This window comes from Lancefieldella sp. (assembly GCF_057237245.1).
Genome location: NZ_DBHHJM010000008.1, coordinates 48,807 through 70,686, shown reverse-complemented (window position 1 = coordinate 70,686; position 21,880 = coordinate 48,807). Strand labels below are relative to the sequence as shown.

Here is a 21,880-nt window from a genome sequence, read left to right as displayed (position 1 = left end):
TGGTTTTGTGTTTCGCGCGCTTCTCGCGCTCAACAGGCTAAAGCCTCGAAAAAAAGCGCCCAGCAGAGCTGAGCGCTTATCAGTACAAAGGTAATGACCTAAGACTTAGTCAAGGTCGTTGAAGTCACCAGCTGCAGGTGCAGGTGCAGAAATCTGAGTCTGCTGAGCTGCAGGCTGAGCAGCATTCTGGGAACCAGTTGGAGCATTGTTGGTAAGAACAGTCTCTGGGAAGACAGAGTCAGCGTCATCCAGGAAGTGCTGGAGGAGCTTACGGTACTCAGCGCGGAAGTCCTCACGGGACTGCTTGAGGCGATCAATCTCATCAAGCTCAGTCTGCTTCTCTGCAAGAGCCTGACGGATAACCTCACGAGCCTTCTGGTCTGCCTCATTGCGGATGCGCTCAGCGTTTGCACGAGCGTCTGCAACAAGCTTATCTGCGCTCTGCTGAGCAACAATGAGGACCTGAGAAATCTGGTGCTCGGATGCAGCGATAGCAGCTGCGTTTGTCTCCTCAACAGAAGGAACGCTTGCGTTCTCCTCAAGGTTTGCAACCTGAGCCTGTGCTGCAGCAAGCTGCTGCTCAGTGCTGGTCAGACGGCCCTTAAGGTCAGCGATCTTTTGAAGCATTGCATCAACCTCAGAAGAGAGCTGCTCAAGAAATGCGTCAACTTCCTCTGGATTGTAGCCGGTCTCAGCAGGAGAGAATGTCTGCTGCTCGATGTCTGCTGGTGTGATTGCCATCTTTGTTCCCTTTCAGTCTGCGAGTAGACGTACCACACATCATAACTACTCAGTTTGTAATTAAAGACAAACTAGTTTCCTATATTAGTATAAGACCCAGCGTCGAAATGGCAAAACGTTCCACAAGATTAAGCACAAAAAGCGCAATAATCGGCGAGAGGTCAACGCCAGAAATTGGAGGAATCACCTTCCTAAACACATTGAGATATGGCTCAACAATTTTGCCAATAGCCTTAAGAATGTTTCTAACCGAATCATTTGAAACGGTAATCCAAGAGGACAGGCACCATACCACAATGCAGACGCTGTAAATCCTAAACAAGGTATAGAGTGCGTTTAAAACATAATACGAGAACACAAAAACCTCCAGTTACCTGGTAATCTCTCCCTCATCAGCAAGCTTATCAAGATCAGCCTGCGTCAAAGAGACGCCATGAGGAAGTACAACAAAAACGCGGTCAGCAACTTCTTCAACAGCACCATCAAGGCCATAAGAAAGACCAAAGCTGAAGTCCAAAATTCTCTTAGCAACCTCAATGTTGGTGTTCTTAAAGATAAGAACAACTGGCTGACCAGTACGAACGCGGCGAACTACCGACTGAACGTCGTCATAAGAAACAGGACGAAGAACATATGGTGGCAGCTGTCCAGAATAGCTTGTACGGCTCACAGGACGAAGACCAATATCACCAGGAGTTGGCAGATTTGGGCTTACGGCGTGCTCGTAAGAAGGAGTGTATCCAGAGGGCTCCTGACGAGATGCATACGCAGAAGCACGGGAGCGCATATCCTGCTGAGGATTGTAAGAAGCGGCTGGATTTGTGCTGATTGGCTTGCCAGAGCGTGTATACACAGAAACACTCTCTGCTTCTGGCCTGGATGGATTACCCAACAGTCTGTTGGAAGAGCCTTGCTGTGCGCGATCATCGTACGAACGAGGAGAAGCTTCGTCTACCTCGTCATAGCCTTCGTCGCCATAATACTCATCGTCGTAGTACTCATCGTCCTGACCACCACGAAGTTTTGCTCTTAGCGTATCAAGAATGCTCATCATTGTGCCTTTCTGTAACGCACGTAACTTCTTACTACTGTATCAAAAACTTGCAACTATTTTAGTGCCTACTCAACGTATAGGCTGGGTCAAACAATACTCGACCCAGGCGAATAGTCGTAGAACCCTCTTCAATGGCATACGTAAAGTCATCACTCATGCCACAAGAAAGAACATCTAACTTCAAACCAACTTGTTGGCTCAAGTGATCACGCAATTCTCGAAGTCCTGAGAATGTTCTCTTGGCGCGCTCTGAATCATCTTTTGGTGCCATAGTCATCAGACCCACAACAGAAATGTGAGGAAGATCAACAATCTTTTGAATAGACTCTGACACTTCTTCTGGCGAGAAACCCGATTTTGAGGCCTCAGCGGAGACGTTTACCTCAAGTAAAACAGACTCCTCAGTACCTTTCACCTCAGCACGCTTTGAAACCGCCTCTGCAAGATGTTCGGAAGAAATTGAATGAATGTAGCGAACCTTACCAACTACCTGGTTAATCTTGTTCTTCTGAAGATTACCAATCATGTCAAAAGATATCTCAGACGCAAAAGGAGTTTCAGATAAACACGTCAGTTTATGTGTCAGCTCTTGTGGGCGATTCTCGCCAAAAACCCTATAGCCCCCCTTATACGCTGCAAGGACGGCCTCAACAGGTACGGTTTTGGAAACAGCTACAATTTCAATCTCAGAGGCGCTTCTGCCGGACTTTTTTGCAGCATCCGCCACAAGTGACTCAATCTGAGCTCTACGAGCCTTTATAAACTCAAGATATTCGTCTGAATCGTACGTCATAGCCATCATCTCTTGCGGTGAATACCTCAACATCTTACGTAACGTTTAACAATTTTTGTCGTAGACCTAAACGTTTTCTCCGATAGCGCTAAACGTCTTCTACCCTACTTTGACGCCATGTAAGCAACAGCCGCGTGTCTTCCGCACTTGCCATGCTCTGCTCGGTACGAGAAGAACCGCTCAGTTGTAGAGGCGGTCGAGTCAGTAACCTCTTCGATAGCAGACGCTCGTACACCAGCATCTACCAGTGCGGCTCTGACGGCATATCCAAGATCTAAGTACCTCTCGCCAGATGCACGGTCTACAACGCCGGGACCAAACTCTTGTGAGAACATCTGAATGAGCTCTGGAGAAACCTCGTAGTCAGCGCTGCCAATGTGCGGACCAATGTAGGCCTTGACCTCAGAAGACTTGGCGCCAGTTGCCTGGCAAAGCGCCTCGGTTGCGCGCGCAGAAATGCGGGCAATTGTGCCTTTCCAGCCAGAATGTGCCACTGCAAATCCACCGGGAGCTACAAGAATTACCGGCACACAATCGGCAAACGCCAACATCACAGGCGTATTTTGAACCGTACATACTATGGCGTCTGCACCAGCTTCTGCCTCAGCTTTAGCCAGTTCAAAAGCCTCTGATGTATTGGAAGTCAGACAAACTACCTTGCTTCCGTGCACCTGATGAGGAATAAGGAGCTGCGAGAAAAACTCGCCAGCTCCAAGAGCCTCTAAGACCAGCAGGCGGTTCTTTTGCACCTGTTGCAGATTGTCTCCACATCTACTGCCCAGATTGAGGGAAGCAAACTCCCCTTCTGAAAAACCGCCAGTACGCTCAGTAAATGCGAGCGTGACCCCGCATGGAACCTCAGGATCCATGAGCAGGGTCACGCCGTGTAAGCACTGTCTATTCAGCGCGCACATATTTAGATGCGGCTACGCTTAAGGAAGTCTGGAATATCAAACTCTTTCTCATTAGAAGAGTTGTTGGTGCGAGCAGGCTGTGGCTGAGCAGCTACAGGACGAGTTGGCTGTGGCTGAGCAGGACGGCTTGGACGGCTTGCGCTCTGGGTGTTCAGGGTTGGAAGCTGCTGCTGAACGTTAGAGTCATTGAAGCCGGTTGCGATAACGGTTACGCGAACCTGATCGCCCAGGGACTCATCAACAACAGTACCAAAGATGATGTTTGCGTCAGGATCAACGTTCTTAGCAACCAGGTCAGCTGCCTCATTAATCTCCTGAATACCAAGGTCTTTATTGCCAGCAATAGAGAGAAGAACGCGGGTTGCACCCTCGATGGAGCTCTCAAGCAGGCGGCTAGAAATTGCCTCGGTTGCAGCATCTGCAGCGCGGTTATCACCAGCAGCAATACCAATGCCCATCATTGCGCTACCTGCACCCTTCATGATGGTGCAAACGTCTGCAAAGTCGAGGTTGATCAGGCCAGGAACAGTGATGAGGTCGGTAATACCCTGGGTGCCCTGGCATAGAACGTCGTCAGCCATGCGGAATGCCTCAAGCATGGTGGTCTTCTTCTCAGAAAGATCAAGCAGACGATCGTTTGGAATAACAATGAGAGTATCAACATTCTCGGAAAGAGTCTTGATTCCGTCAGCTGCAGAACCATAACGACGACGACCCTCGAAGGAGAATGGCTTGGTAACAACGCCAACGGTCAGTGCGCCAACGTCATTCTTTGCAATATCAGCAACAACAGGAGCAGCGCCGGTACCAGTACCGCCACCCTCGCCAGCAGTGATAAAGACCATATCAGCACCAGCAAGTGCTGCCTTGATCTCATCGCGGCTATCCTCTGCTGCCTCTTTACCAACCTCAGGGTTAGCGCCAGCACCAAGACCCTTGGTGATGTCAGTGCCGATGTGAACCTTAATGTCTGCATCGGAGATTGCAAGTGCCTGTGCATCGGTGTTTACAGCAACGAACTCAACGCCACGGATGCCTTCTTCAATCATGCGGTTGACAGCGTTAGTTCCGCCGCCACCAACGCCAACAACCTTGATAACAGCAAGATAGTTGTTAAGGGTATCGGTGTCCTTAATCATGTCTTCCTCCTTGAGGCACGCTTGTGCCCGTTTGTCCCGGAGCGCGACTGCGCTTAGGCTACGTTTATGCGCTCGCAGAACCGCTGTATAAAACCCTAAACCTCAAGTTAAGGCTTACGCTTCATGCAAAGCGGGGTATATTTGCACAACTGACCCATACAAGTCAAATAATATGTAGAAATTGTGAAGAAACCTGGTAAACGGTAGGAAACTATTCCCTAACGGCACACGTTGTTTGCGCGTTTACCTACGAAACACCAGAGCCAGACTGAACATTTCCGGTAGAAACTCGCCTATAGGTTGGGCTTGCAGGTGTTCTTACGTTCAAGTACGTAAGCTCTCCTGGGAACTGCTTAAGCATTGCCAGAATCACTTTTTCTTTGTCAGCAATCTGTGTTGGAGAGCCTAGGGCAACCTGTACACCATTGGTAAGCGTGACAGAAATCGCATCAACGCTACTAGCTGAGTAACTTACAATCTGTGACGTGAGCTCTGACGAGAACGTAGACTGATACTGCATAACCGCTTGAATTTCTGCGTCTGTTGCCGTGGTGCCTGCTACAGGAGAAACCGTTGCAGGAACATCGGTAATCAGCAGCTCACCTTCTGAGGTTGCCTTCTCAAGCGCAACGGTAGCGGTAGTTTTTCCTTCTGGCACGTTAAGCTGATCTGCCTCAAGCCAGACGTTATTCTCGCCCAGATACCATGCAACCGGACCAGAAGAAAGCGCCACTATGGCCGTGACCTTGCGCTCTGTGATGGTGATGCGCAGCGTATTAGGGAACTGCCTCTCGTACGTTGCAGAAGCTACCCAAGGGTCCTTCTGAAGCTCCTCGGTAATAAGGGACTCATCCATATTGAGCAGCGTTGTTCCCTCTTCTACTGCAATGAGCTTTTGAATTTGCTCGTTAGTAACGTGCTCTGTTGGCTCAACCTGAATGTTGGTAATAGCAAAGACTGAGGAAGAACGTAGGACGAGAAAAGCAATGCCAGCGAGAAGGGCAAGGCTAAGCAAAACGATAAAGGCCGTGCGTACTGCCTTAAACGATACCTTTCTGCTGTGTTTAATACGCTCAGCACGAGCTTGAGCTGCAGTTTTTGTAGCGTTATTTGGCTTTTTGGCAGAAATCTTTTTAGCAGAAGGCTTGGCATCAGGAGTTGTAGCCTCAACCTTTGGCTTAGGCTTAAAGGCCTTGCTCATAAAAGAAGGCTTAGTAGCACCTGTCGTCTGAGTAGAACCAGACGATAAAGGCTCCCTTTTTGTGCCTTTACGGCGGGTTGTTTGCTTTGAAGTATCTTCTGCCATATCTTCCCTATGCCCCAAAACCCAGAAGTTTAACCTCTGGCTGAAGATCAATGTCAAACTTTTCTTGGACCGCATCGTGTGCTCTGCGCATAAGTGCAATGACATCTGAGGCGGTGGCGTTACCGGTATTCACAATAAAGTTGGCATGAACATCAGAAATCTGTGCGCCGCCTTCAGTAACTCCCTTAAGACCACACTCTTCAATAAGTGCACCAGCAGACCTACTACCTGGATTCTTAAAAACAGAACCGCAGCAAAGCTGACCAGTTGGCTGAGTATTTCTTCTACGCTGCAAGAGGGTATCCATGCCAAGAGCAACTTTAGGACGATTAGATGCTGTCAGCGCAAACGTTGCCTCAAGAATGATCTCATCTGGTGCAAACGTAGTGTAGCGATAACCCCATTCAATCTCGGAGGCATCGTAGCGTACAAGACCCTTGCCAGGCTTTAGCACCACGCAATCACGGACGGCTTTACCAATCCAATCATGCCTGGTACCTGCGTTCATCGAAAGAGCGCCGCCGATAGTTCCGGGGATACCGGCACACATCTCAAGGCCAGAAAGACCTGCTTTCATGGCCTCATTGCAAACGCGTGCCGTAAGCGCACCTGCACCTGCAGTAATGAGGTTATTCTCGCCAACTGAAATGGTAGAAAGCTCATCGTCGAGCACAATAACGCAGCCGTTGTAACCCTTATCAGAGACAAGAATGTTTGAGCCCTTGCCCAAAAGCACCCAATCAACTCGATTAGCTGCAAGCACTTCGAGCACGCGCACAAGTGCCACGTGACTATGAACAGCAGCAAAAAGCGACGCCTTACCACCAATCCTAAAGGAGGTATGGTGGCTCAGCGGCTCATCTTGCTTGATTGTTGCATCAAGGGCCCCAGAAAGGCTTACATAGGCGTTAAACAAGCTCACGACAGAGGTCCTAGTGGTTCTGAAGACGCTCTTTGAGTGCGCGGATAAACATTGGTCCAATCTGAGTGACGTCACCTGCACCCTGAGTAATCAGCAGATCTCCTGGCTTAACCGTATCAAGAAGATCTGCGATAAGATCACGACGAGAAGGAATATAACGCACGTCAGGAACAGTATGAGCAACCTCAACCCTTGAAGAAACGGTCTTGCCCGAGACACCTGGAATAGGCAGCTCACCTGCTGAGAAGACATCCATGACGCGCAAAACGTCAATGCCATCAAATGCATGGGCAAACGAATCCGCCAAATCCTGCGTTCTGCTGTAGCGATGTGGCTGGAAAACAACAACAACGCGCTTGAAGCCAAGAGGAAGAGCTGCAGACATGGTTGCTGCAATCTCGGTTGGATGGTGGCCGTAATCGTCTACGACGGTAATACCGTTGATGTCGCCTACGTGTGTAAAGCGACGGCGAGCGCCCTTGAACTGAGAAAGCGCTGCTGCGGCCTCCTCAAGATCAAAGCCAAGAGCATCAGCAACGGCAATTGCAGCGGTTGCATTTGCAACATTGTGCTTACCAGGATTAGCTGGAAGTACCACAGAGATAGTCTGACCAGAAGGAGTCTTGATGGTCAGAGGATTCTCAATTCCAGCTTTTCTCTCCTCCTGTGTGCAAACAAAATCACAGCTTGAATCAAAGCCGTAGGTAACTACGTGCCTACCGGTTGACTGAGCGAGCTCAACGTAATGAGGATTATCGCCGTTGATAACAACAGTTTCTTCCTTATCAAGCAAGCTCATAAACTCACAGAAGGTCTTCTCGATATTCTCGAGAGAGCCGTAATGGTCAAGGTGATCTGCCTCAATATTGGTGACAACAACCACGTTAGGGTTAAGGAACATAAACGAACCGTCAGACTCGTCCGCTTCGCAGACAAAGTACTGGCCATTACCGTTTTTGCCATTGGTGTCGTAGCCCTCAACAACGCCACCAATCAAAAATGATGGATCAGCGCCAAGTTTGTCCAACATGGTAGCAACCATAGAAGACGTGGTGGTCTTGCCGTGAGTGCCCGCAACAGCAATGGTCTTGCGGCCGCGTGACAAATACGAGAGCATCTTAGCGCGAGGCCAAATAGGAATGGAAAGCTCACGCGCACGAATAACCTCTGGGTTTGTCTCTGGGATTGCGGTAGAGGTAACAATGACATCAGGCATCACAGCGTCAATAGTGGCTGCGGTGTGGCCGATGCTTACCTGAATACCTGCATCTTCAAGCTCTCTAACATAATGCGAGCTCTTTAGATCGGAGCCGGTAACGGTGCAGCCGCGCTCGTGCAGAACAAGCGCAATTCCGCTCATACCTGCGCCACCAATTCCAATAAAATGTGCACGCGAGATGGTCTTCTCGCCCATGGAATCTGCCATAAGAGAGCCTTTCCAAGTATTGTTATCGTTTGAGTCTTGGACATTCCAAGACATGTTTACTCTAACGCAAAACCGAATGTTTTATGCGCCACAAACGGCACTTTCCACAGCGTCAGCCACAAGAGATGCGGCGCTGCGCTGGTCAAGTGTAGCGGCTGCCTCGGAGAGCTTTTTGCGCTGGTCCGCGTTATCTACCAGCTCAAACAGAGCTGTCGAGAAGGTCGTGGTGCCCACCTGGTTATCTGGCACCAGAATAGCTGCTCCCGCGTCCGACAACAGATGCGCGTTAGTAGTCTGATGATCTGCTGTTGCCAAAGGATACGGCACCAAAATGCTAGGGAGCTCTAAGGCTGCAATTTCGGCCACAGAGGATGCTCCAGAACGAGAAACTACCAGGTCAGCTGCTGCAAGCATGGCGCCCATATTGGAAATGTAGGGCTTAATCTCCCAGCGAGCAGCCTCCTCGTCAGAAAGCTTCATAAGCGAGACAACCTCGTCGTAGAGCTTTTGACCTGTTGACTGGATGATGCGAAGGTTAGGACGGGCAAGAAGCTCCTGCTTAAGTGCAGCAAATGTCTCGTTGATGCTACGTGCACCCAGGCTGCCGCCAAAGATAAGCAGCAATGTTTGATTGTCTGCAATGCCCAGCTCTTGCCTCGAGGTGGCTCTATCAGCAGAAAGAACACTCTTGCGCACGGGATTTCCGGTAACCACAATGGTGTCCTGAGCTTTAACGCGTCCCTCAAAAGCCTTGCGAGCCTCTGGGAAGGCAATGCATACCTTAGAAGCTTTGCCAGCAGAAACGCGATTAGCAAGACCTGTTACCGAGTTCTGCTCGTGAATCAAATACGGGATGTGCAGCTTAGCGCAAAGTTGAAGCAATGGCAGCTCAACATAGGCTCCAAAGCCAATGGCAACATCAGGAGCTCCCTGCTCTCTGAAACGCTTGTGCAGCTGTGACTTTGCGCGCTCAAGATTGTATGCCGCGCTAATGAGCGTCCAAGGGCGCCTGCGATCAAAGCCATTTACATGGATAGGTACCAGCTCAAATCCTGCCTCAGGCACCAGCGTACCCTCAAGCTTATTGGGCTGACCGTAAAACGTAACCTGGTGACCACGCTCACGGAGCTCCTCAGCCAGAGCCAGAGCTGGGTTAATGTGACCTGCGGTTCCACCTGCAGCAATTGCAACAGAGAGTTTCTTCTGTTCTGCCATGCAATCCATCTCCTAGAAATCAGCTATCGACGAGGCCTGGTGCTATTTCCACGAAGCCTGTCCGATGCAGAAGGTCCCAAATCAATTCTGCGCCTACCGGAAGCGTCTGTTGTAATACGGCCTTGAGGGGCATCGTCATCTCTTGAGCGCAAAACGCCTCGTGAAGGACGTGCAGAGCTTTGTGCGCTGCTCTTAGGGCGAGAAGAACGTGGGAGTGGCATGCCTACTCCTACCCCACCATCAACCATGGTAAGACCAGCAAAACCTGGAGCATCAAAGGTATCTTGCTCTTCGGCTAAGCTCCAAGACGCACGCTGCCTATCGTACTCGGTTTCTGGAAGCCTTGACTGCCTTGAAACAGACATCAAAAGTCCAACCATCAAGATACTGGACATGATGGTTGAGCCGCCGTACGAGATAAACGGAAGAGGTTTACCAGAAAGAGGCAAAAGGCCCAAAACACCACCGATGTTAACAAAGGCCTGAATGATAAACATTGAGGTACAACCTGCGGCAATAAGCCTGCCGGTCAAATCTGGCGCATAGCGAGCAATCTTAAAGCCCGCCCATACCAGCGCGCCAAATACAGCCAAAAGACCTAAAACACCAATAAAGCCAAGCTCTTCTCCAATGACTGCAAAAATAAAGTCATTGTGAGCCATAGGCAAATATGAATATTTCTGGCGAGAAAAACCAAAGCCAACGCCAAAAATACCGCCAGAACCAAAGGCATAAAAGCCCTGTGCAAGCTGATAACCTGCGCCGTAATAATCAGCCCAAGGGTTAAGCATAGTCACAACGCGGGCACGAGAATAATCGTCTTTCAAAGATAAGAACGCAAAGCCAATAAAGCCAGCAACAGCAATAGTTGCCAGAACCCTTCGGTCAACATCGGCAAGGTAGCCAATGACCAAAAGTGTTCCCACAATAATCAGTGTGGAGCCCTTGTCTGGCTGGGCCAAAATAAGAAGCAGTGGCGCAAGCGCAGCAATAGCAAACTTTTTAAAGAACTCCATCTGGTCTATGGTCTGATCGATAAAGTACTGCTGAGCCAAATACGAGACAGAAATTAAGATGGTAATCTTTGCAAACTCAGACGGCTGGAAAGAAAACGGTCCAATTGAAATCCAACGGGTTGCACCATATGCATCAGCGCCAGCAATAGGAGTAAAAATAATTGCTAGCATTCCAAAGGTCACAATCCAGATAGGTACCTGGAAGTTTCTTACTACTGCACGGTAGTCAATGCGAGAAACAATAAACGCTAACGCAACTCCCGCCGCAGCAAAGCCAAGCTGACGCTGCACGTAGTAAAAGGGGTTATAGCCCATATCCTCAGAAGTCATTGCAGAAATCGAGGATGCAGAATAAATCATTACCAGACCAAAGCACACCAGAATAGCCGTTGATACCAGAAGCACCAGACGAGGCTGCATAAAACGCTCTGGAATAGCACCAAAGCGCCCTTTAGCCTGCGAGCCCTCGGAAGATTTCTGGCGAGAAGTACGTGGTTGCTGCGCGCGCTCCCCTGTTCTATTTCTGCTGGTAGCCATTATCGACCGCTCTCTTTTTGAGCAAGATCTGCCACCAGCTGTTTAAAGACACGACCACGCTGAGCCATGCCTATGAACTCGTCAAATGAGGAACATGCTGGTGATAGAAGCACTACAGAGCCTGGACGAGCAAGCTCTACTGCACGGTCAAAAGCCTCACGCAGATGAGACTCTTCTACCACTTCTGCACGTCCGTCTGAAACGCGGCGAAGCGCCTCTGCAAAGCGAGGACCTGCCTCTCCAAAGCAGATTGCGTATGCACAGGTAGCGGACACCTTCTGAGCAAACTCATCAAGCTCTGTACCCTTATCGTGACCACCAAGTAGCAAAATAACGTCTTTACCTGGGAACGAAGTTAATGATTTTTCAACTGAATCAGTGTTTGTTGCTTTGGAATCGTTAACGTACAAAACGCCATTAACCGTATCAACTGGCTCAATTCTGTGCTCAAGCGGCATAAAGTCCAACAGAGCATGCCTAATAGAAACAATATCAAGTCCCAGGAATAAGCCACATGCAGCTGCAGCAAGAGCGTTGAGTGCATTGTGTGCTCCCCTAATGTGGAGTGCATCAGCTGCTACAAGCTCCATCTCTTTACCAGATAGTCTGACTACCAGCGCTCCATTGCGTACAAAGGCGGCGTTTTGCGTACCGGGATCTGTCTGAGCAAGATGGCATACGGCAATGCCGCGAGCCTCAAGGCGAGAAGACACGTCCTGACAAAACTCATCCAAGTCAGAAACAATTGCCAGGTCATTTGCATCAAGGTTGGCAAAAATCTTCTCTTTAGCTGCTGCATACGCCTCGAGTGAACCATGCCACTCAAGGTGATCCGGCGTAATGTTTAAAAGCATCGCAACGTGAGGATGCAATTTTTGAGTAGTAGCAAGCTGGAAGCTTGAAAGCTCTGCTACAAACCAGCTTTTAGGCTTTCTCTCTAAAAGTTGGTCAGTAATAGTAAGACCAATATTGCCAACAGCGCTTGCATCAAGACCTGCATACTGCAGGATTGACGTGGTCAAACTTGTGGTAGTAGTTTTACCGTTTGTGCCGGTTATACCAATCCACTGTGAAGGACTCTCTTGATAGGCAAACTCTGGCTCGCCCATAATCTGCTTAGAAGCTGCCTTTGAACTTAAGAACAGCTCAGAGGTGTCTGGAATACCAGGAGATGCAATAGTCAGGTCAAAGGTACCCTTAACCTGATCGGAGCCGCATTGTACCTGTACGCCTAAATCTGCAAGCTCTTGGATCTTCACGCCAACAGTAGCATCTGCGCCGCCCACAAGAGTTACGGAAGACACACGACCCTCTGGCTGCTGCAGCAAATACGTGCAGACAGAGACGCCGGTTTTACCAAAACCAAGAACACATACCTTACCAAGTGTTTCTAGAAGCGACACGCAGGCGATCCTTTCCTAGGGCAATACCTTTAATGAAGCTGGAAATACAGGGCAAAACCCAAAGCAGCAAAAGCACCGGAAATAATCCAGAACCTAAAGACTACTTTTGTCTCGTTCCAGCCAAGTTTCTCAAAGTGATGATGCAGTGGAGCCATCAAGAATACGCGCTTTTTAGTTGCCTTGTAGCTGACAACCTGAATGATAACGGACAGTGCCTCGATGATAAAAAGACCGCCCATGACCAGGGAAATTACCTCTGTCTTGGTAAGGACAGCTAGAGCTGCAAAGGCAGCGCCCCAGGCAAGAGAGCCGGTGTCTCCCATAAAAATACTTGCAGGATAGCTGTTAAACCACAAAAAACCAATACAAGCTCCTGCGATCGATGCGGCAAAAACAGCAAGGCTACTCTCGCCATAGCGGAAAGCTACCGCAGCCATAAAAATCATGACGACCATAACGCAGCCACCTGCAAGGCCATCAAGGCCGTCAGTCAGGTTAACAGCGTTGGAGAGGCCTGCCATAAGCAAAAAGACAAAGAAGAGATACAGCCAAGGGATAGAAATGACGTTTCCTCCTAAATTGACGGTAGTGGTGAGGATGCCCAGGTTGATATCAAGACCACCGGGGAACGCAATAATGGGCGTAATGCCCCAAATGTTAACTGCTGCCAGGCAAAATGCAACAGAAATGGTAATAAGTCCGGCCATCTTCTGAGATGCGGTGAGACCAAGGCTTCTTCCATGAGCAACAGACTCGACATCGTCCAGAAGACCAAGCGAGCCCGTAAGCAGCATAGCTGCCATAGCAAGAATGAGGTCGGTGTTCCACTGAGCAAGTGCAATACAGGTCAGCACAATGCTTACCAGCATAACAACGCCACCCATAGTAGGAGTACCCTGCTTGACCAGGTGCTGCTGAGGGCCGTCAGCACGAACCTGCTGACCTACTCCCTCTTTCTTCATCAGTTTGATAAAGAGTGGCATTAAGATCAACGTGATGATGCAGGAGACACCAAGCGCAACAAACACCTGGTATGTTGGGTAAATAGTCTGGAAAAACATTACTCAGTAACTCCTTTTACAAAAATATCAAGCTGGGCAGACCTCGATGCCTTGGCGAGAAGAACGTCTCCTTGCGCAAGTACTGGTCCGAGCACGGTAAGTGCTTCGTTGACATCGCTGAACTGTTCAATTTTATCTTCCGAAAATCCCATGACGCGTGCGGCTTCAACCATTTCACGCGCGGCTCCTGTGCCTACAAAGGCAACAAGGTCTGGGTTCTTAGCGGCAATATAGGAGCCCACATAACCGTGGAGGCGCTTCTCCTCTGGTCCAAGCTCGCCAATCTCTCCGATAAGAGCAATGCGGCGGCCTTCCGCTGGCATCTGCATCAAAACGTCAAGGGCTGCAGCTGTTGAGTTAGGACTTGCGTTGTAAGAATCGTCAATAATCTTGGCACCACAGGTTGCGTCAAGTACCGAAAGACGCATACGAGTGGCAGGCATCTGCTCAATAGCCTCTGCAGCAGTGTCAAGGTCAAGACCAAGCGTCTCTATAGCCTCAAGTGCCAAAAGAAGGTCGTCGACAACAACGCGCCCAGGTACCTCGAGGGTTACCGTGCGTGACCAGCCGGATGCAGCAACAATAGTGGCAGTTGGAAGGCCCTTCTCGTCAAGAGTGACCTGCTGAGCGCTCATGGCGTCAGCCTCAGTTGCGCCCACTGTCTTGCAAACAACATGAGCAGGGCGAGCAAACTCATCTGCAATGAACTTGGTGTAGTCCCCTGCCGAAGCCTGAATAAGCGTAGGTTCAATTGAGTCAAATGCACGCATGCCCGAGACAATCTCAGCCTTGGCGCGCGCAATGTTTTCTCTGCTGCCGAGAAGACCAATGTGGCTGGTACCAACGTTGGTAATGACCGCCACCGTTGGACGGGCAACCGAGGTGAGTCTGGTAATCTCGCCGGCATGATTCATGCCCAGCTCAAGCACAAGTACCTCGGTATCCTCTGGAGTAGAAAGTACCGTAAGTGGCAGGCCAATGAGGTTATTGTGGTTGCCAGCAGTAGCATGCACACGGCGGGTAGCGCCAATGCCACGACGAAGCATTTCTTTGGTAGTAGTTTTACCAACCGATCCAGTTACGCCCACAACCAGCCAGTTTGGATGGGCTTCTCGCCAAGCAGCGGCAAGAGCCAGCAAAAACGCCTCACAGTCATCATCAGCGGCTTCAAGAACGCTGACTCCTGTGGTGGCCAGGTTGTCGAGCAGATCGTCTGCAACAGGCTCAGATGCCACTACAACAGCAGCGCCCGCCTGGACAGCAGATAAGAGATAGGAGTTTCCATTGACCTTCTCGCCAGCGAAGGCCACAAAGAGCGAGCCTTCCTGGACCTCACGAGAGTCGATGACGGCTGAGCCCGCAACCTCGCGGGTTCCGCGGTGGAGCAGTCGTGCATTTGTAGCTGCGACTATCTGTTCAACCGAAAGCTTAACCATGAGCTCTCCTAGTTATTGATTGGTTGAATATTAAGGCGTGTAGCTGCGTCTTTTGCAAATTGCGAGAAGACCACAGCGGCAGATTGCGATGCAAGCTGGTGGGTATCGTTAAGTCCAACGTAAACCATCAGATCAGATTCTGAAGGGTTCACGATACCGCAGAAGGAGTCAACAAAACCGGAATTCTCGCCGTACGAGCCGGTTTCTTCCACAACCTGCTGGCCGGTACCTGTTTTACCAGCAACGGTATAGCCATAGATACCTGCGCGAACACCGGTGCCTTCTTTGACAACAGTAGTCATCATGTCAAGCTCGGCTGATGCTGTGGAAGCAGAAATAACGTCTTTAGTAGGCCAGGTAACCTCTTGGCCGCCCTTTGAAACCATAAAGTGTGGAGTCACCATAGTTCCCTTATTGGCAACAGCGGTGTACGCGCGAATAACCTGGATAAATGGAATTGCAAGGCCCTGACCAAACGCCATGTTTCCGCCAGTTGGGCCTTCGTATTCGTCCAGAGAGCGAACAATTCCTGTAGCCTCACCTGGGAAGTCAATGCCTGTGGCGTGTCCAATGCCAAACTTGTCAATTCCTGCCGCAAAGCGCTCATCACCTATGAGCTGCGTCTCAAGGAAGGCCATACCAACGTTAGAGGAACGCCTAAGCATCTCTCTTACGCTCATGTCCATGGCGCTGGTACGCCAATCGTCGTCGGTAACCTTGTTATCGCCAACTTTGAGCTCGGTTGGGATATTGAAGGTTGAATTTGGACCAAAGAGGTTGTCATCTATACCAATTGAGGTAGTAATTACCTTAAATACGGAGCCTGGCTCATAGATACTTGAGACAAGCTTGAGGTTGAGAGATTCGTAGTCAACGCCGTTATCGCTCTTAAAATCTGGCAGAGGGTATGAAGCTGCGGCATAAATCTCTCCGGTACGAGGATTCATAGCCATGATTGAGCCACCCTGCTGGGCCTCAAAGTCTTTTACTGCAGCAGTCAGCTGCTCTTCTGCCTTCTTCTGCAGCTCAATATCAATGGAAAGAACAATATCCTGGCCGTTTTGTGCCTCAGTGATGTTTGAAGTACCGCCCGCAATTGGCGTACCACCAGCGCCGGTCTCTACAATCATGTGACCGTTAGTGCCCGCAAGGATATCGTTGTAGTAATACTCCAGGCCAGAAGCGCCCTCATTATCAGCGTTTACAAAGCCTAGAATCTGAACGCCAACGTTGCCATATGGATAGACACGCTTGGTGTTGTTAACAAAATAGACGCCCTTGAGGCTCTTCTCGTCAAGTGCTTTTTCAATCTTGGAAGCGGTATCCGTATCAACGCGGCGACGCACGTAAACAAAGGTGGTGTCTTGCTGCAGGTCTCCAAGGTAGTCTGAAGGGCTTCCGCCTAAGAGCGAGGCAAAAACCTGAGCTACGGAGTTTGCGTCTTTAATCTCTGAAGGATTGGCGTAAATGTCTTTGCAGTCAACGCTCATGGCTAAGACATTGCCGTTGCGGTCGTAAATGGTGCCGCGGCGAGCGTGCAAGACAATATCGTTTGTGCGGTTATTCTCGGCGCCCTTTGCAAGATCTGCTGCCGTAAAGATTTGCAGCCAAGCAAGCCTAAGAACAACAATTGCCACCATAATGGCCATAGCAGCTGCTACGCGACGGAGCCTGCCTTCAGGGCCAACACCGTCCGAGCCACCGCTGCTACCACGATGACCACGAAAATGCACACGAGAGGCCTCGTCGTACGAGGCCTCAGGAGTTTTTCTGCGCGATGCGCGAGTATGTCGATTCTGCGTACTCACAACGTATATTTTACGCCTAAGCGTTGTCGCTTACATCTACAACAGGACGATTTGTCTCAAGAGTCATGCCGTAATTCTGAGTAGCAATACGCTCAATACGTGTAGTACTTGCAAGCAGGGAGCGAGAAACGCGCAGGGAATCGTTAGTTGCGGTTGTTGCGCGCATTTCATTTCTGATGACGTTGTTGGCCTGAAGAGTTGAAACCGTAGCGGTAGAGATACCAATACGGACAACACCAAGCGTCAAGAAGAGTGCTGCAGCAACAGCAATAAGCTTGACACGCTGGATGAACTGGCTGCTTACGCCACGGCGAGCATCAGCATCAAGGCCGCCACCAGAGACAACCTCAAAAGATGAGCGAGTGCTCTGTTCAGGAGCGTACTCATGCTCAAACTGAGTTGTGCGTGCTACAGCTTCTGATCCGTAACGTGCCATTAAACTTCAATCCCTTCAAAAACTTCTTCACAACAAGCAACAAGTGCTATGGGGTACTTCATTTCTCTGGGTCGCGTTTAACCGCTACCCTCATCAGGGCACTTCTCGCCCTTGGGTTGCGCTCAATCTCTTCTGGAGTAGCCACAAGAGGTTTGCGCGTAATCACGTCAACTATCGGCACTTGACCGCACATACAAACCGGAAGGTCTGGCGGGCAGATACAACCTTGACTCAGCTCGGAGAACACGTGCTTGACAATGCGATCTTCAAGCGAGTGGTACGAGATAACGCAAATCCTGCCTCCTGGATTAGCCCAGGCAATTGCACAGCGTAGTCCGCGCTCCAAAACCTCAAGCTCGTGGTTTACTTCAATACGAAGTGCTTGGAACGTCTTTCTGGCGGGATGTCCACCGTGACGACGCGCTGCTGCGGGAATTGCCGCCTTGATTACCTCAACAAGCTCAAGCGTCGTTTGGATGGGACGCTTTTCTCGCGTTTGTACAATGCGTCGTGCAATGCGTGAGGCAAATTTCTCGTCTCCGTAAATTCGAAGGATTCGGGCGAGGTCGGCTTCGTTGTAGGTGTTGATGACCTCTTGTGCAGTTGGAGTTTGTTTGCCCGGGTCCATTCGCATATCCAACGGGGCATCTTCGTGGTACGAAAAGCCTCGCTCTGGGATATCAAGCTGAGGAGAAGAAACACCAATGTCAAAGAGGAAACAGTCAACTCCGGGGACTTCTGCAGATACGAGAAGTTCATCGAGGTCGCCAAAGTTTCCCTTAAGCGGTAAAAACTCCGCGTTTGGTACTTCTTGCTTCAGGCGAGCAGCTGCTGCTTGATGAGCCATTGCGTCCTGGTCAATTCCAATGGAAAGACCATCTGGAGCAATCAGCTTTGCCATCTCTACGGTGTGACCCGCTCCTCCCAAGGTGCAGTCGCAAACAACTTCACCTGGCTTGGGATCCAGCTCGCGCAGCACTTCTGCAAGCATTACTGGTTGGTGCCGATATTCGACTTTCAAGTTACCGTCTTCTACCTTCACGATCTTCTCGCCTCACTAGGCGCCAAAGATGAGGTCCTCGAGCGTTGCAACGCGGTCATCTGCCGAGAAGAGGCTGTTCCACTTGTTGGTGTTCCAAATCTCAAAGTGGTCGCCGTTACCGACAATAGTGACGTCGCGGTCAAGCTGGAGCTTCTCCCTAGCCTGTGGATCGGACTCGTCAATCTTTCCCAGAGCAACGCGGCCGGCCGAGTCAATGTCGACGGTTGTTGCTGCTGCGTTCAGCATGCGAAGTGCTGTGACGTCGTCGCGGTTCCTTGGGTTGAGGTTCAGACTTGCAATCCAAGCCTCATACGCCTCAGGTGAGTAGCCGTAAAGCGCGTCCTGTCGACGGAGCAAGATGACAACATCGCCAAGCTGCTTGCGCTGAGCTGCAGGAAGAGTCACGCGAATCTTGGAGTCCAGCGAGCGCTGATACTGACCAGTAAGCATGTCTCCCCCTTTCACGTTGGCGCCCCTTGCCGCGCGGGCTGTGTTTGTGTTGTGTGTGCGCGGCAATGCTTGGGCATAGTCCGTCGATTGAACGTGAAATAAATATAACTCATTCCGACACTTACACACACTAGAAAACACTTTCCAACACCAAGTATTTTTCTTATGGTCTAGCTGGGGTTTAACAAAGATGAGAATTGATAGAGCAAGACCACAATATGTAGTGTTTAAAAAAATCCGAACTACAAAAGAACGGATTTTCTTAGCCTTAAGCTCGATTTATTAAATTTTTTATGTCGTAATAATTTTTGAGGAAATTGTGGTGAACTCGTGGCGAAAATCACACGTTGCTCTGACAAAGCCTTTGCTCTGCTTTTACGCAGTCACCACTTTGCCCCACACCTATCCCACGCTTGCTCCGCGATTGCGTCAAGCGCAAGTCAAGCGCAATTGAAGCGCGGGTCAAACGCGAGCCAAGCTAGCATCAAGCTCGTCTATTTGTCCGTACGAGCATGAGCTCTTGGGTGAGCCTCAAGATATACATCTCTAATGTGAGACCTATCTACGTGCGTATAGAGCTGTGTAGTTGAAATATCAACATGTCCCAAAAGCTCCTGCACCGAGCGAAGATCAGCGCCGCCTTCTAGCAGATGCGTGGCAAAACTGTGGCGCAGTGTGTGAGGGTGCAATCCCTCAATTCCCACTACCCTGCCGTAATTTGCCACCAATTTATGTACCGACTGGCGAGAAATGCGTCCGCCCCGAGCATTTACAAACACCTCAGATACTTGGCCGTGCTTTAGCAAGAGTGGACGAGCTTCATAAAGGTATGTTTTAAGTGCACGATGCGCAGAGCCTAATACAGGAACTACGCGCTCTTTAGAGCCCTTACCAAACACACGCAAGAGTTCATCTTCTAGAAAAACTCCACGTACCTCAAGATCGCAGAGCTCAGATACACGAAGCCCGCAGCCATACAATAACTCAAGTATCGCTCTATCACGAATACCTAAAGGCGAATTAGGAAACGGCTGATCAAGAAGCTCTTCTGCCTTCTCTTGAGAGATAACTTCGGGAAGCCTTTGAATTCTTGCTGCAGTAGGTAAATCTTCAGCTGGCGATGACTCACAAATTTGCTCGACAGTCATAAACTTGTGGAAGTTTCTAATAGCCGCAGTATGGCGTTCAACCGAAGCTGGAGCCATACCTAAATCTCTGAGAGAACCAATGTATTCTTCCACATCAGAGCGGGTTACCTGGTTGGGCAAAGTAATCTTTTTGCCACTCAACCAGAGTAGATAACCCTCTAAATCTCTGGTATAGGCATCAAGCGTATTTACAGAAAGACCTCGCTCAACAGCAACGTACGCTAAAAATTCTGTACGCGCCTGAGCGAGGTCCATAAGTGTTCTTCCCTATTAAAAATTCTGCTTAGAGAGACTGGTTTACATCATGACGGTCAACACCCTCATGATGAGCAATTGCTGCACGTGCAAACTCACGGAACAAAGGTGCAGGATGAGTTGGACGGCTCTTGAACTCTGGATGTGCCTGGCTTGCAACAAACCATGGGTGAACAGACTCTGGAAGCTCAATCATCTCTACAAGGCGATCGTCTGGAGAAACACCAGAAACTACCAGACCAGCCTCAACAAGTTGATTACGGAATACGTTGCTTACCTCATAGCGGTGACGATGACGCTCGTAAACCAAGTTGTTGCCATATGCCTCGTGTGCAAGAGTTCCCTCAACAACCTTGCAAGGATAAGAACCAAGGCGCATGGTACCGCCCTTGTCAGTAATATCCTCCTGATCAGGCATAAGATCGATGACAGGGTATGGAGTATCTGGACCAAACTCTGCTGAATTTGCACCCTCCATACCGCAGACGTCACGAGCAAACTCAGTAACAGCCATCTGCATACCAAGGCAAACACCAAGGTAAGGAATCTTGAGCTCACGAGCGCGACGAATAGCAACCATCTTGCCCTCTACGCCGCGAAGACCAAAGCCGCCAGGAACCAAAATGCCGTCCGCACCAGCAAGCTCCTGCTCTACGTCTTCTTCTGTCAGCTCTTCACCATTTACCAGGCGGATATCAACGTGCCTGCCATAGAAAATACCAGAGTGGTGAAGTGCCTCAATAACAGAAAGGTAAGCATCAGGCAGCTGCGTATACTTGCCGACAACATAAATTCTTGTTGTGTCTTCAAGCGCATTTGCCTTATGCATAGCGGTAGTAAATGCTTCCCAGCCGCCAAGATCACTTGGACGGACTTCAAGACCAAGGCGCTCAAGTACCTTCTTGTCAAATCCCTGTGCTGCCAGATGTGCTGGAACATCGTAAATTGAAGGCAGATCATTGTTCTCAAAAACGCAATCTGCATCAACGTCGCAGAAATTAGCGATTTTCTCGCGAATAGATTCATCCACAGAATGGCTAGAACGGCACACGATAAAGTCTGGCTGAATACCAAGGGAACGAAGCTCTTTTACGGAGTGCTGCGTAGGCTTAGTCTTGACCTCATGAGCAGCAGCAATATAAGGAACAAGGCTCACGTGAATAATAGCAACGTTGCTTGCGCCACGCTCTTTTCTAAACTGGCGAATTGCCTCAACAAAAGGCTGAGACTCAATATCACCAATAGTGCCACCAAGCTCTGTGATGACTACATCAGCATTAGTAACCTCTTCAATGCGAGCAAAACGAGCCTTAATTGCATCGGTTACATGAGGAATTACCTGAACTGTACCGCCAAGGAAGTCTCCAGCGCGCTCACGCTGAATCAAAGACTGATAAATGAGGCCAGTGGTGAAGTTAGACTCCCTGGTAAGATTCTCGTCAATAAAGCGCTCATAATGACCAAGGTCAAGGTCAGTCTCTTTACCGTCCTCAGTGACAAAAACCTCACCATGCTGGAAAGGACTCATAGTGCCTGGGTCAACATTGAGATATGGGTCAGCTTTTTGCATCATGACCTTATAGCCACGAGCCTTAAGAAGTCGGCCGAGAGATGCAGCAGTGATTCCTTTTCCAAGAGAAGAAACAACGCCACCTGTTACAAATATGTGCTTGGTCATGGATTACTCCCGTAGGTAAGATTAGCCAATTACATTTCTACGGGTCTTTATATTATTCCGCTTTAAGGCCCATAGTGTCGAGAAATTTAATCTCCAAACA

20 protein-coding genes are annotated in these 21,880 nt (G+C 49.6%); all 20 read right to left on the bottom strand.

Features of this window, described 5'->3' with window-relative positions; all coding sequences use genetic code 11:
• Nucleotides 1-105: 105 nt before the first annotated feature.
• The gene (locus tag ACO5GU_RS06515) at nt 106-741 is read right to left on the bottom strand and encodes a DivIVA domain-containing protein (protein WP_035428061.1); all 636 of its coding nucleotides are present in this window, start codon (nt 739-741) and stop codon (nt 106-108) included.
• A 79-nt stretch (nt 742-820) separates the two neighbouring features.
• Complete coding sequence (locus ACO5GU_RS06510) at nt 821-1,099, bottom strand: YggT family protein (protein WP_484810691.1); 279 nt, start codon at nt 1,097-1,099, stop codon at nt 821-823.
• Between the two features lie 12 nt (nt 1,100-1,111).
• Complete coding sequence (locus ACO5GU_RS06505) at nt 1,112-1,792, bottom strand: cell division protein SepF (protein WP_484803052.1); 681 nt, start codon at nt 1,790-1,792, stop codon at nt 1,112-1,114.
• A gap of 61 nt (nt 1,793-1,853) precedes the next feature.
• On the bottom strand, nt 1,854-2,588 hold the full coding sequence (locus tag ACO5GU_RS06500) for a YggS family pyridoxal phosphate-dependent enzyme (protein WP_484909879.1): 735 nt from the start codon (nt 2,586-2,588) through the stop codon (nt 1,854-1,856).
• A 104-nt stretch (nt 2,589-2,692) separates the two neighbouring features.
• Nucleotides 2,693-3,457: a purine nucleoside phosphorylase YfiH/LACC1 family protein gene (locus tag ACO5GU_RS06495; protein WP_484909894.1), complete on the bottom strand. Its 765-nt coding sequence runs from the start codon at nt 3,455-3,457 to the stop codon at nt 2,693-2,695.
• A 47-nt stretch (nt 3,458-3,504) separates the two neighbouring features.
• Nucleotides 3,505-4,641 carry a cell division protein FtsZ gene (ftsZ, locus tag ACO5GU_RS06490; RefSeq protein ID WP_198013755.1) on the bottom strand — a complete coding sequence of 379 codons (1,137 nt, stop codon included), beginning with the start codon at nt 4,639-4,641 and terminating at the stop codon, nt 3,505-3,507.
• 247 nt (nt 4,642-4,888) lie between these two features.
• The gene (locus tag ACO5GU_RS06485; RefSeq protein ID WP_484853776.1) at nt 4,889-5,947 is read right to left on the bottom strand and encodes a cell division protein FtsQ/DivIB; all 1,059 of its coding nucleotides are present in this window, start codon (nt 5,945-5,947) and stop codon (nt 4,889-4,891) included.
• 7 nt (nt 5,948-5,954) lie between these two features.
• Complete coding sequence (murB, locus tag ACO5GU_RS06480; RefSeq protein WP_484803048.1) at nt 5,955-6,869, bottom strand: UDP-N-acetylmuramate dehydrogenase; 915 nt, start codon at nt 6,867-6,869, stop codon at nt 5,955-5,957.
• Nucleotides 6,870-6,879: 10 nt separating this feature from the next.
• Complete coding sequence (gene murC / locus ACO5GU_RS06475; RefSeq protein ID WP_484930484.1) at nt 6,880-8,295, bottom strand: UDP-N-acetylmuramate--L-alanine ligase; 1,416 nt, start codon at nt 8,293-8,295, stop codon at nt 6,880-6,882.
• Nucleotides 8,296-8,376: 81 nt separating this feature from the next.
• Complete coding sequence (gene murG, locus ACO5GU_RS06470; protein ID WP_484930480.1) at nt 8,377-9,510, bottom strand: undecaprenyldiphospho-muramoylpentapeptide beta-N-acetylglucosaminyltransferase; 1,134 nt, start codon at nt 9,508-9,510, stop codon at nt 8,377-8,379.
• Nucleotides 9,511-9,533: 23 nt separating this feature from the next.
• Nucleotides 9,534-11,063, bottom strand: coding sequence for a putative lipid II flippase FtsW (ftsW, locus tag ACO5GU_RS06465; protein WP_484930478.1), 1,530 nt, complete (start codon nt 11,061-11,063; stop codon nt 9,534-9,536).
• Nucleotides 11,063-12,466, bottom strand: coding sequence for a UDP-N-acetylmuramoyl-L-alanine--D-glutamate ligase (gene murD / locus ACO5GU_RS06460; RefSeq protein WP_484930476.1), 1,404 nt, complete (start codon nt 12,464-12,466; stop codon nt 11,063-11,065). Before murD ends, ftsW begins: the two co-directional genes overlap by 1 nt.
• Nucleotides 12,467-12,495: 29 nt before the next feature.
• The gene (mraY, locus tag ACO5GU_RS06455) at nt 12,496-13,527 is read right to left on the bottom strand and encodes a phospho-N-acetylmuramoyl-pentapeptide-transferase (RefSeq protein ID WP_484930474.1); all 1,032 of its coding nucleotides are present in this window, start codon (nt 13,525-13,527) and stop codon (nt 12,496-12,498) included.
• Nucleotides 13,527-14,963, bottom strand: coding sequence for a UDP-N-acetylmuramoyl-tripeptide--D-alanyl-D-alanine ligase (locus tag ACO5GU_RS06450; RefSeq protein ID WP_484930472.1), 1,437 nt, complete (start codon nt 14,961-14,963; stop codon nt 13,527-13,529). Before ACO5GU_RS06450 ends, mraY begins: the two co-directional genes overlap by 1 nt.
• A gap of 8 nt (nt 14,964-14,971) precedes the next feature.
• On the bottom strand, nt 14,972-16,696 hold the full coding sequence (locus ACO5GU_RS06445) for a peptidoglycan D,D-transpeptidase FtsI family protein (RefSeq protein ID WP_484930470.1): 1,725 nt from the start codon (nt 16,694-16,696) through the stop codon (nt 14,972-14,974).
• Between the two features lie 91 nt (nt 16,697-16,787).
• Entirely contained in the window at nt 16,788-17,207 is a 420-nt protein-coding gene (locus ACO5GU_RS06440) for an FtsB/FtsL family cell division protein (RefSeq protein ID WP_484930468.1), read from the bottom strand.
• Nucleotides 17,208-17,265: 58 nt separating this feature from the next.
• Nucleotides 17,266-18,249 (bottom strand): 16S rRNA (cytosine(1402)-N(4))-methyltransferase RsmH, encoded by a 984-nt coding sequence (rsmH, locus tag ACO5GU_RS06435; RefSeq protein ID WP_084054952.1) that lies wholly within the window; start codon nt 18,247-18,249, stop codon nt 17,266-17,268.
• 15 nt (nt 18,250-18,264) lie between these two features.
• A complete protein-coding gene (locus ACO5GU_RS06430) occupies nt 18,265-18,714 on the bottom strand; it encodes a division/cell wall cluster transcriptional repressor MraZ (protein WP_313994272.1) in 450 nt (149 codons plus the stop codon).
• 479 nt (nt 18,715-19,193) lie between these two features.
• Nucleotides 19,194-20,102 carry a site-specific tyrosine recombinase XerD gene (gene xerD / locus ACO5GU_RS06425; protein WP_484930465.1) on the bottom strand — a complete coding sequence of 303 codons (909 nt, stop codon included), beginning with the start codon at nt 20,100-20,102 and terminating at the stop codon, nt 19,194-19,196.
• Between the two features lie 28 nt (nt 20,103-20,130).
• Entirely contained in the window at nt 20,131-21,780 is a 1,650-nt protein-coding gene (gene pyrG / locus ACO5GU_RS06420; protein ID WP_484857254.1) for a CTP synthase, read from the bottom strand.
• Nucleotides 21,781-21,880: the final 100 nt, after the last annotated feature.

Excerpts from the sequence above, each read along its gene's own strand:
- ACO5GU_RS06515 (WP_035428061.1), bottom strand. The coding sequence starts at position 741 with ATGGCAATCACACCAGCAGACATCGAGCAGCAGACATTCTCTCCTGCT.
- ACO5GU_RS06505 (WP_484803052.1), bottom strand. The coding sequence starts at position 1,792 with ATGAGCATTCTTGATACGCTAAGAGCAAAACTTCGTGGTGGTCAGGAC.
- pyrG (WP_484857254.1), bottom strand. The coding sequence starts at position 21,780 with ATGACCAAGCACATATTTGTAACAGGTGGCGTTGTTTCTTCTCTTGGA.
- mraY (WP_484930474.1), bottom strand. The coding sequence starts at position 13,527 with ATGTTTTTCCAGACTATTTACCCAACATACCAGGTGTTTGTTGCGCTT.
- xerD (WP_484930465.1), bottom strand. The coding sequence starts at position 20,102 with ATGGACCTCGCTCAGGCGCGTACAGAATTTTTAGCGTACGTTGCTGTT.
- ACO5GU_RS06500 (WP_484909879.1), bottom strand. The coding sequence starts at position 2,588 with ATGACGTACGATTCAGACGAATATCTTGAGTTTATAAAGGCTCGTAGA.
- ACO5GU_RS06440 (WP_484930468.1), bottom strand. The coding sequence starts at position 17,207 with ATGGCACGTTACGGATCAGAAGCTGTAGCACGCACAACTCAGTTTGAG.
- ftsZ (WP_198013755.1), bottom strand. The coding sequence starts at position 4,641 with ATGATTAAGGACACCGATACCCTTAACAACTATCTTGCTGTTATCAAG.
- ACO5GU_RS06485 (WP_484853776.1), bottom strand. The coding sequence starts at position 5,947 with ATGGCAGAAGATACTTCAAAGCAAACAACCCGCCGTAAAGGCACAAAA.
- ACO5GU_RS06450 (WP_484930472.1), bottom strand. The coding sequence starts at position 14,963 with ATGGTTAAGCTTTCGGTTGAACAGATAGTCGCAGCTACAAATGCACGA.
- murG (WP_484930480.1), bottom strand. The coding sequence starts at position 9,510 with ATGGCAGAACAGAAGAAACTCTCTGTTGCAATTGCTGCAGGTGGAACC.
- ftsW (WP_484930478.1), bottom strand. The coding sequence starts at position 11,063 with ATGGCTACCAGCAGAAATAGAACAGGGGAGCGCGCGCAGCAACCACGT.
- murC (WP_484930484.1), bottom strand. The coding sequence starts at position 8,295 with ATGGCAGATTCCATGGGCGAGAAGACCATCTCGCGTGCACATTTTATT.
- ACO5GU_RS06495 (WP_484909894.1), bottom strand. The coding sequence starts at position 3,457 with ATGGATCCTGAGGTTCCATGCGGGGTCACGCTCGCATTTACTGAGCGT.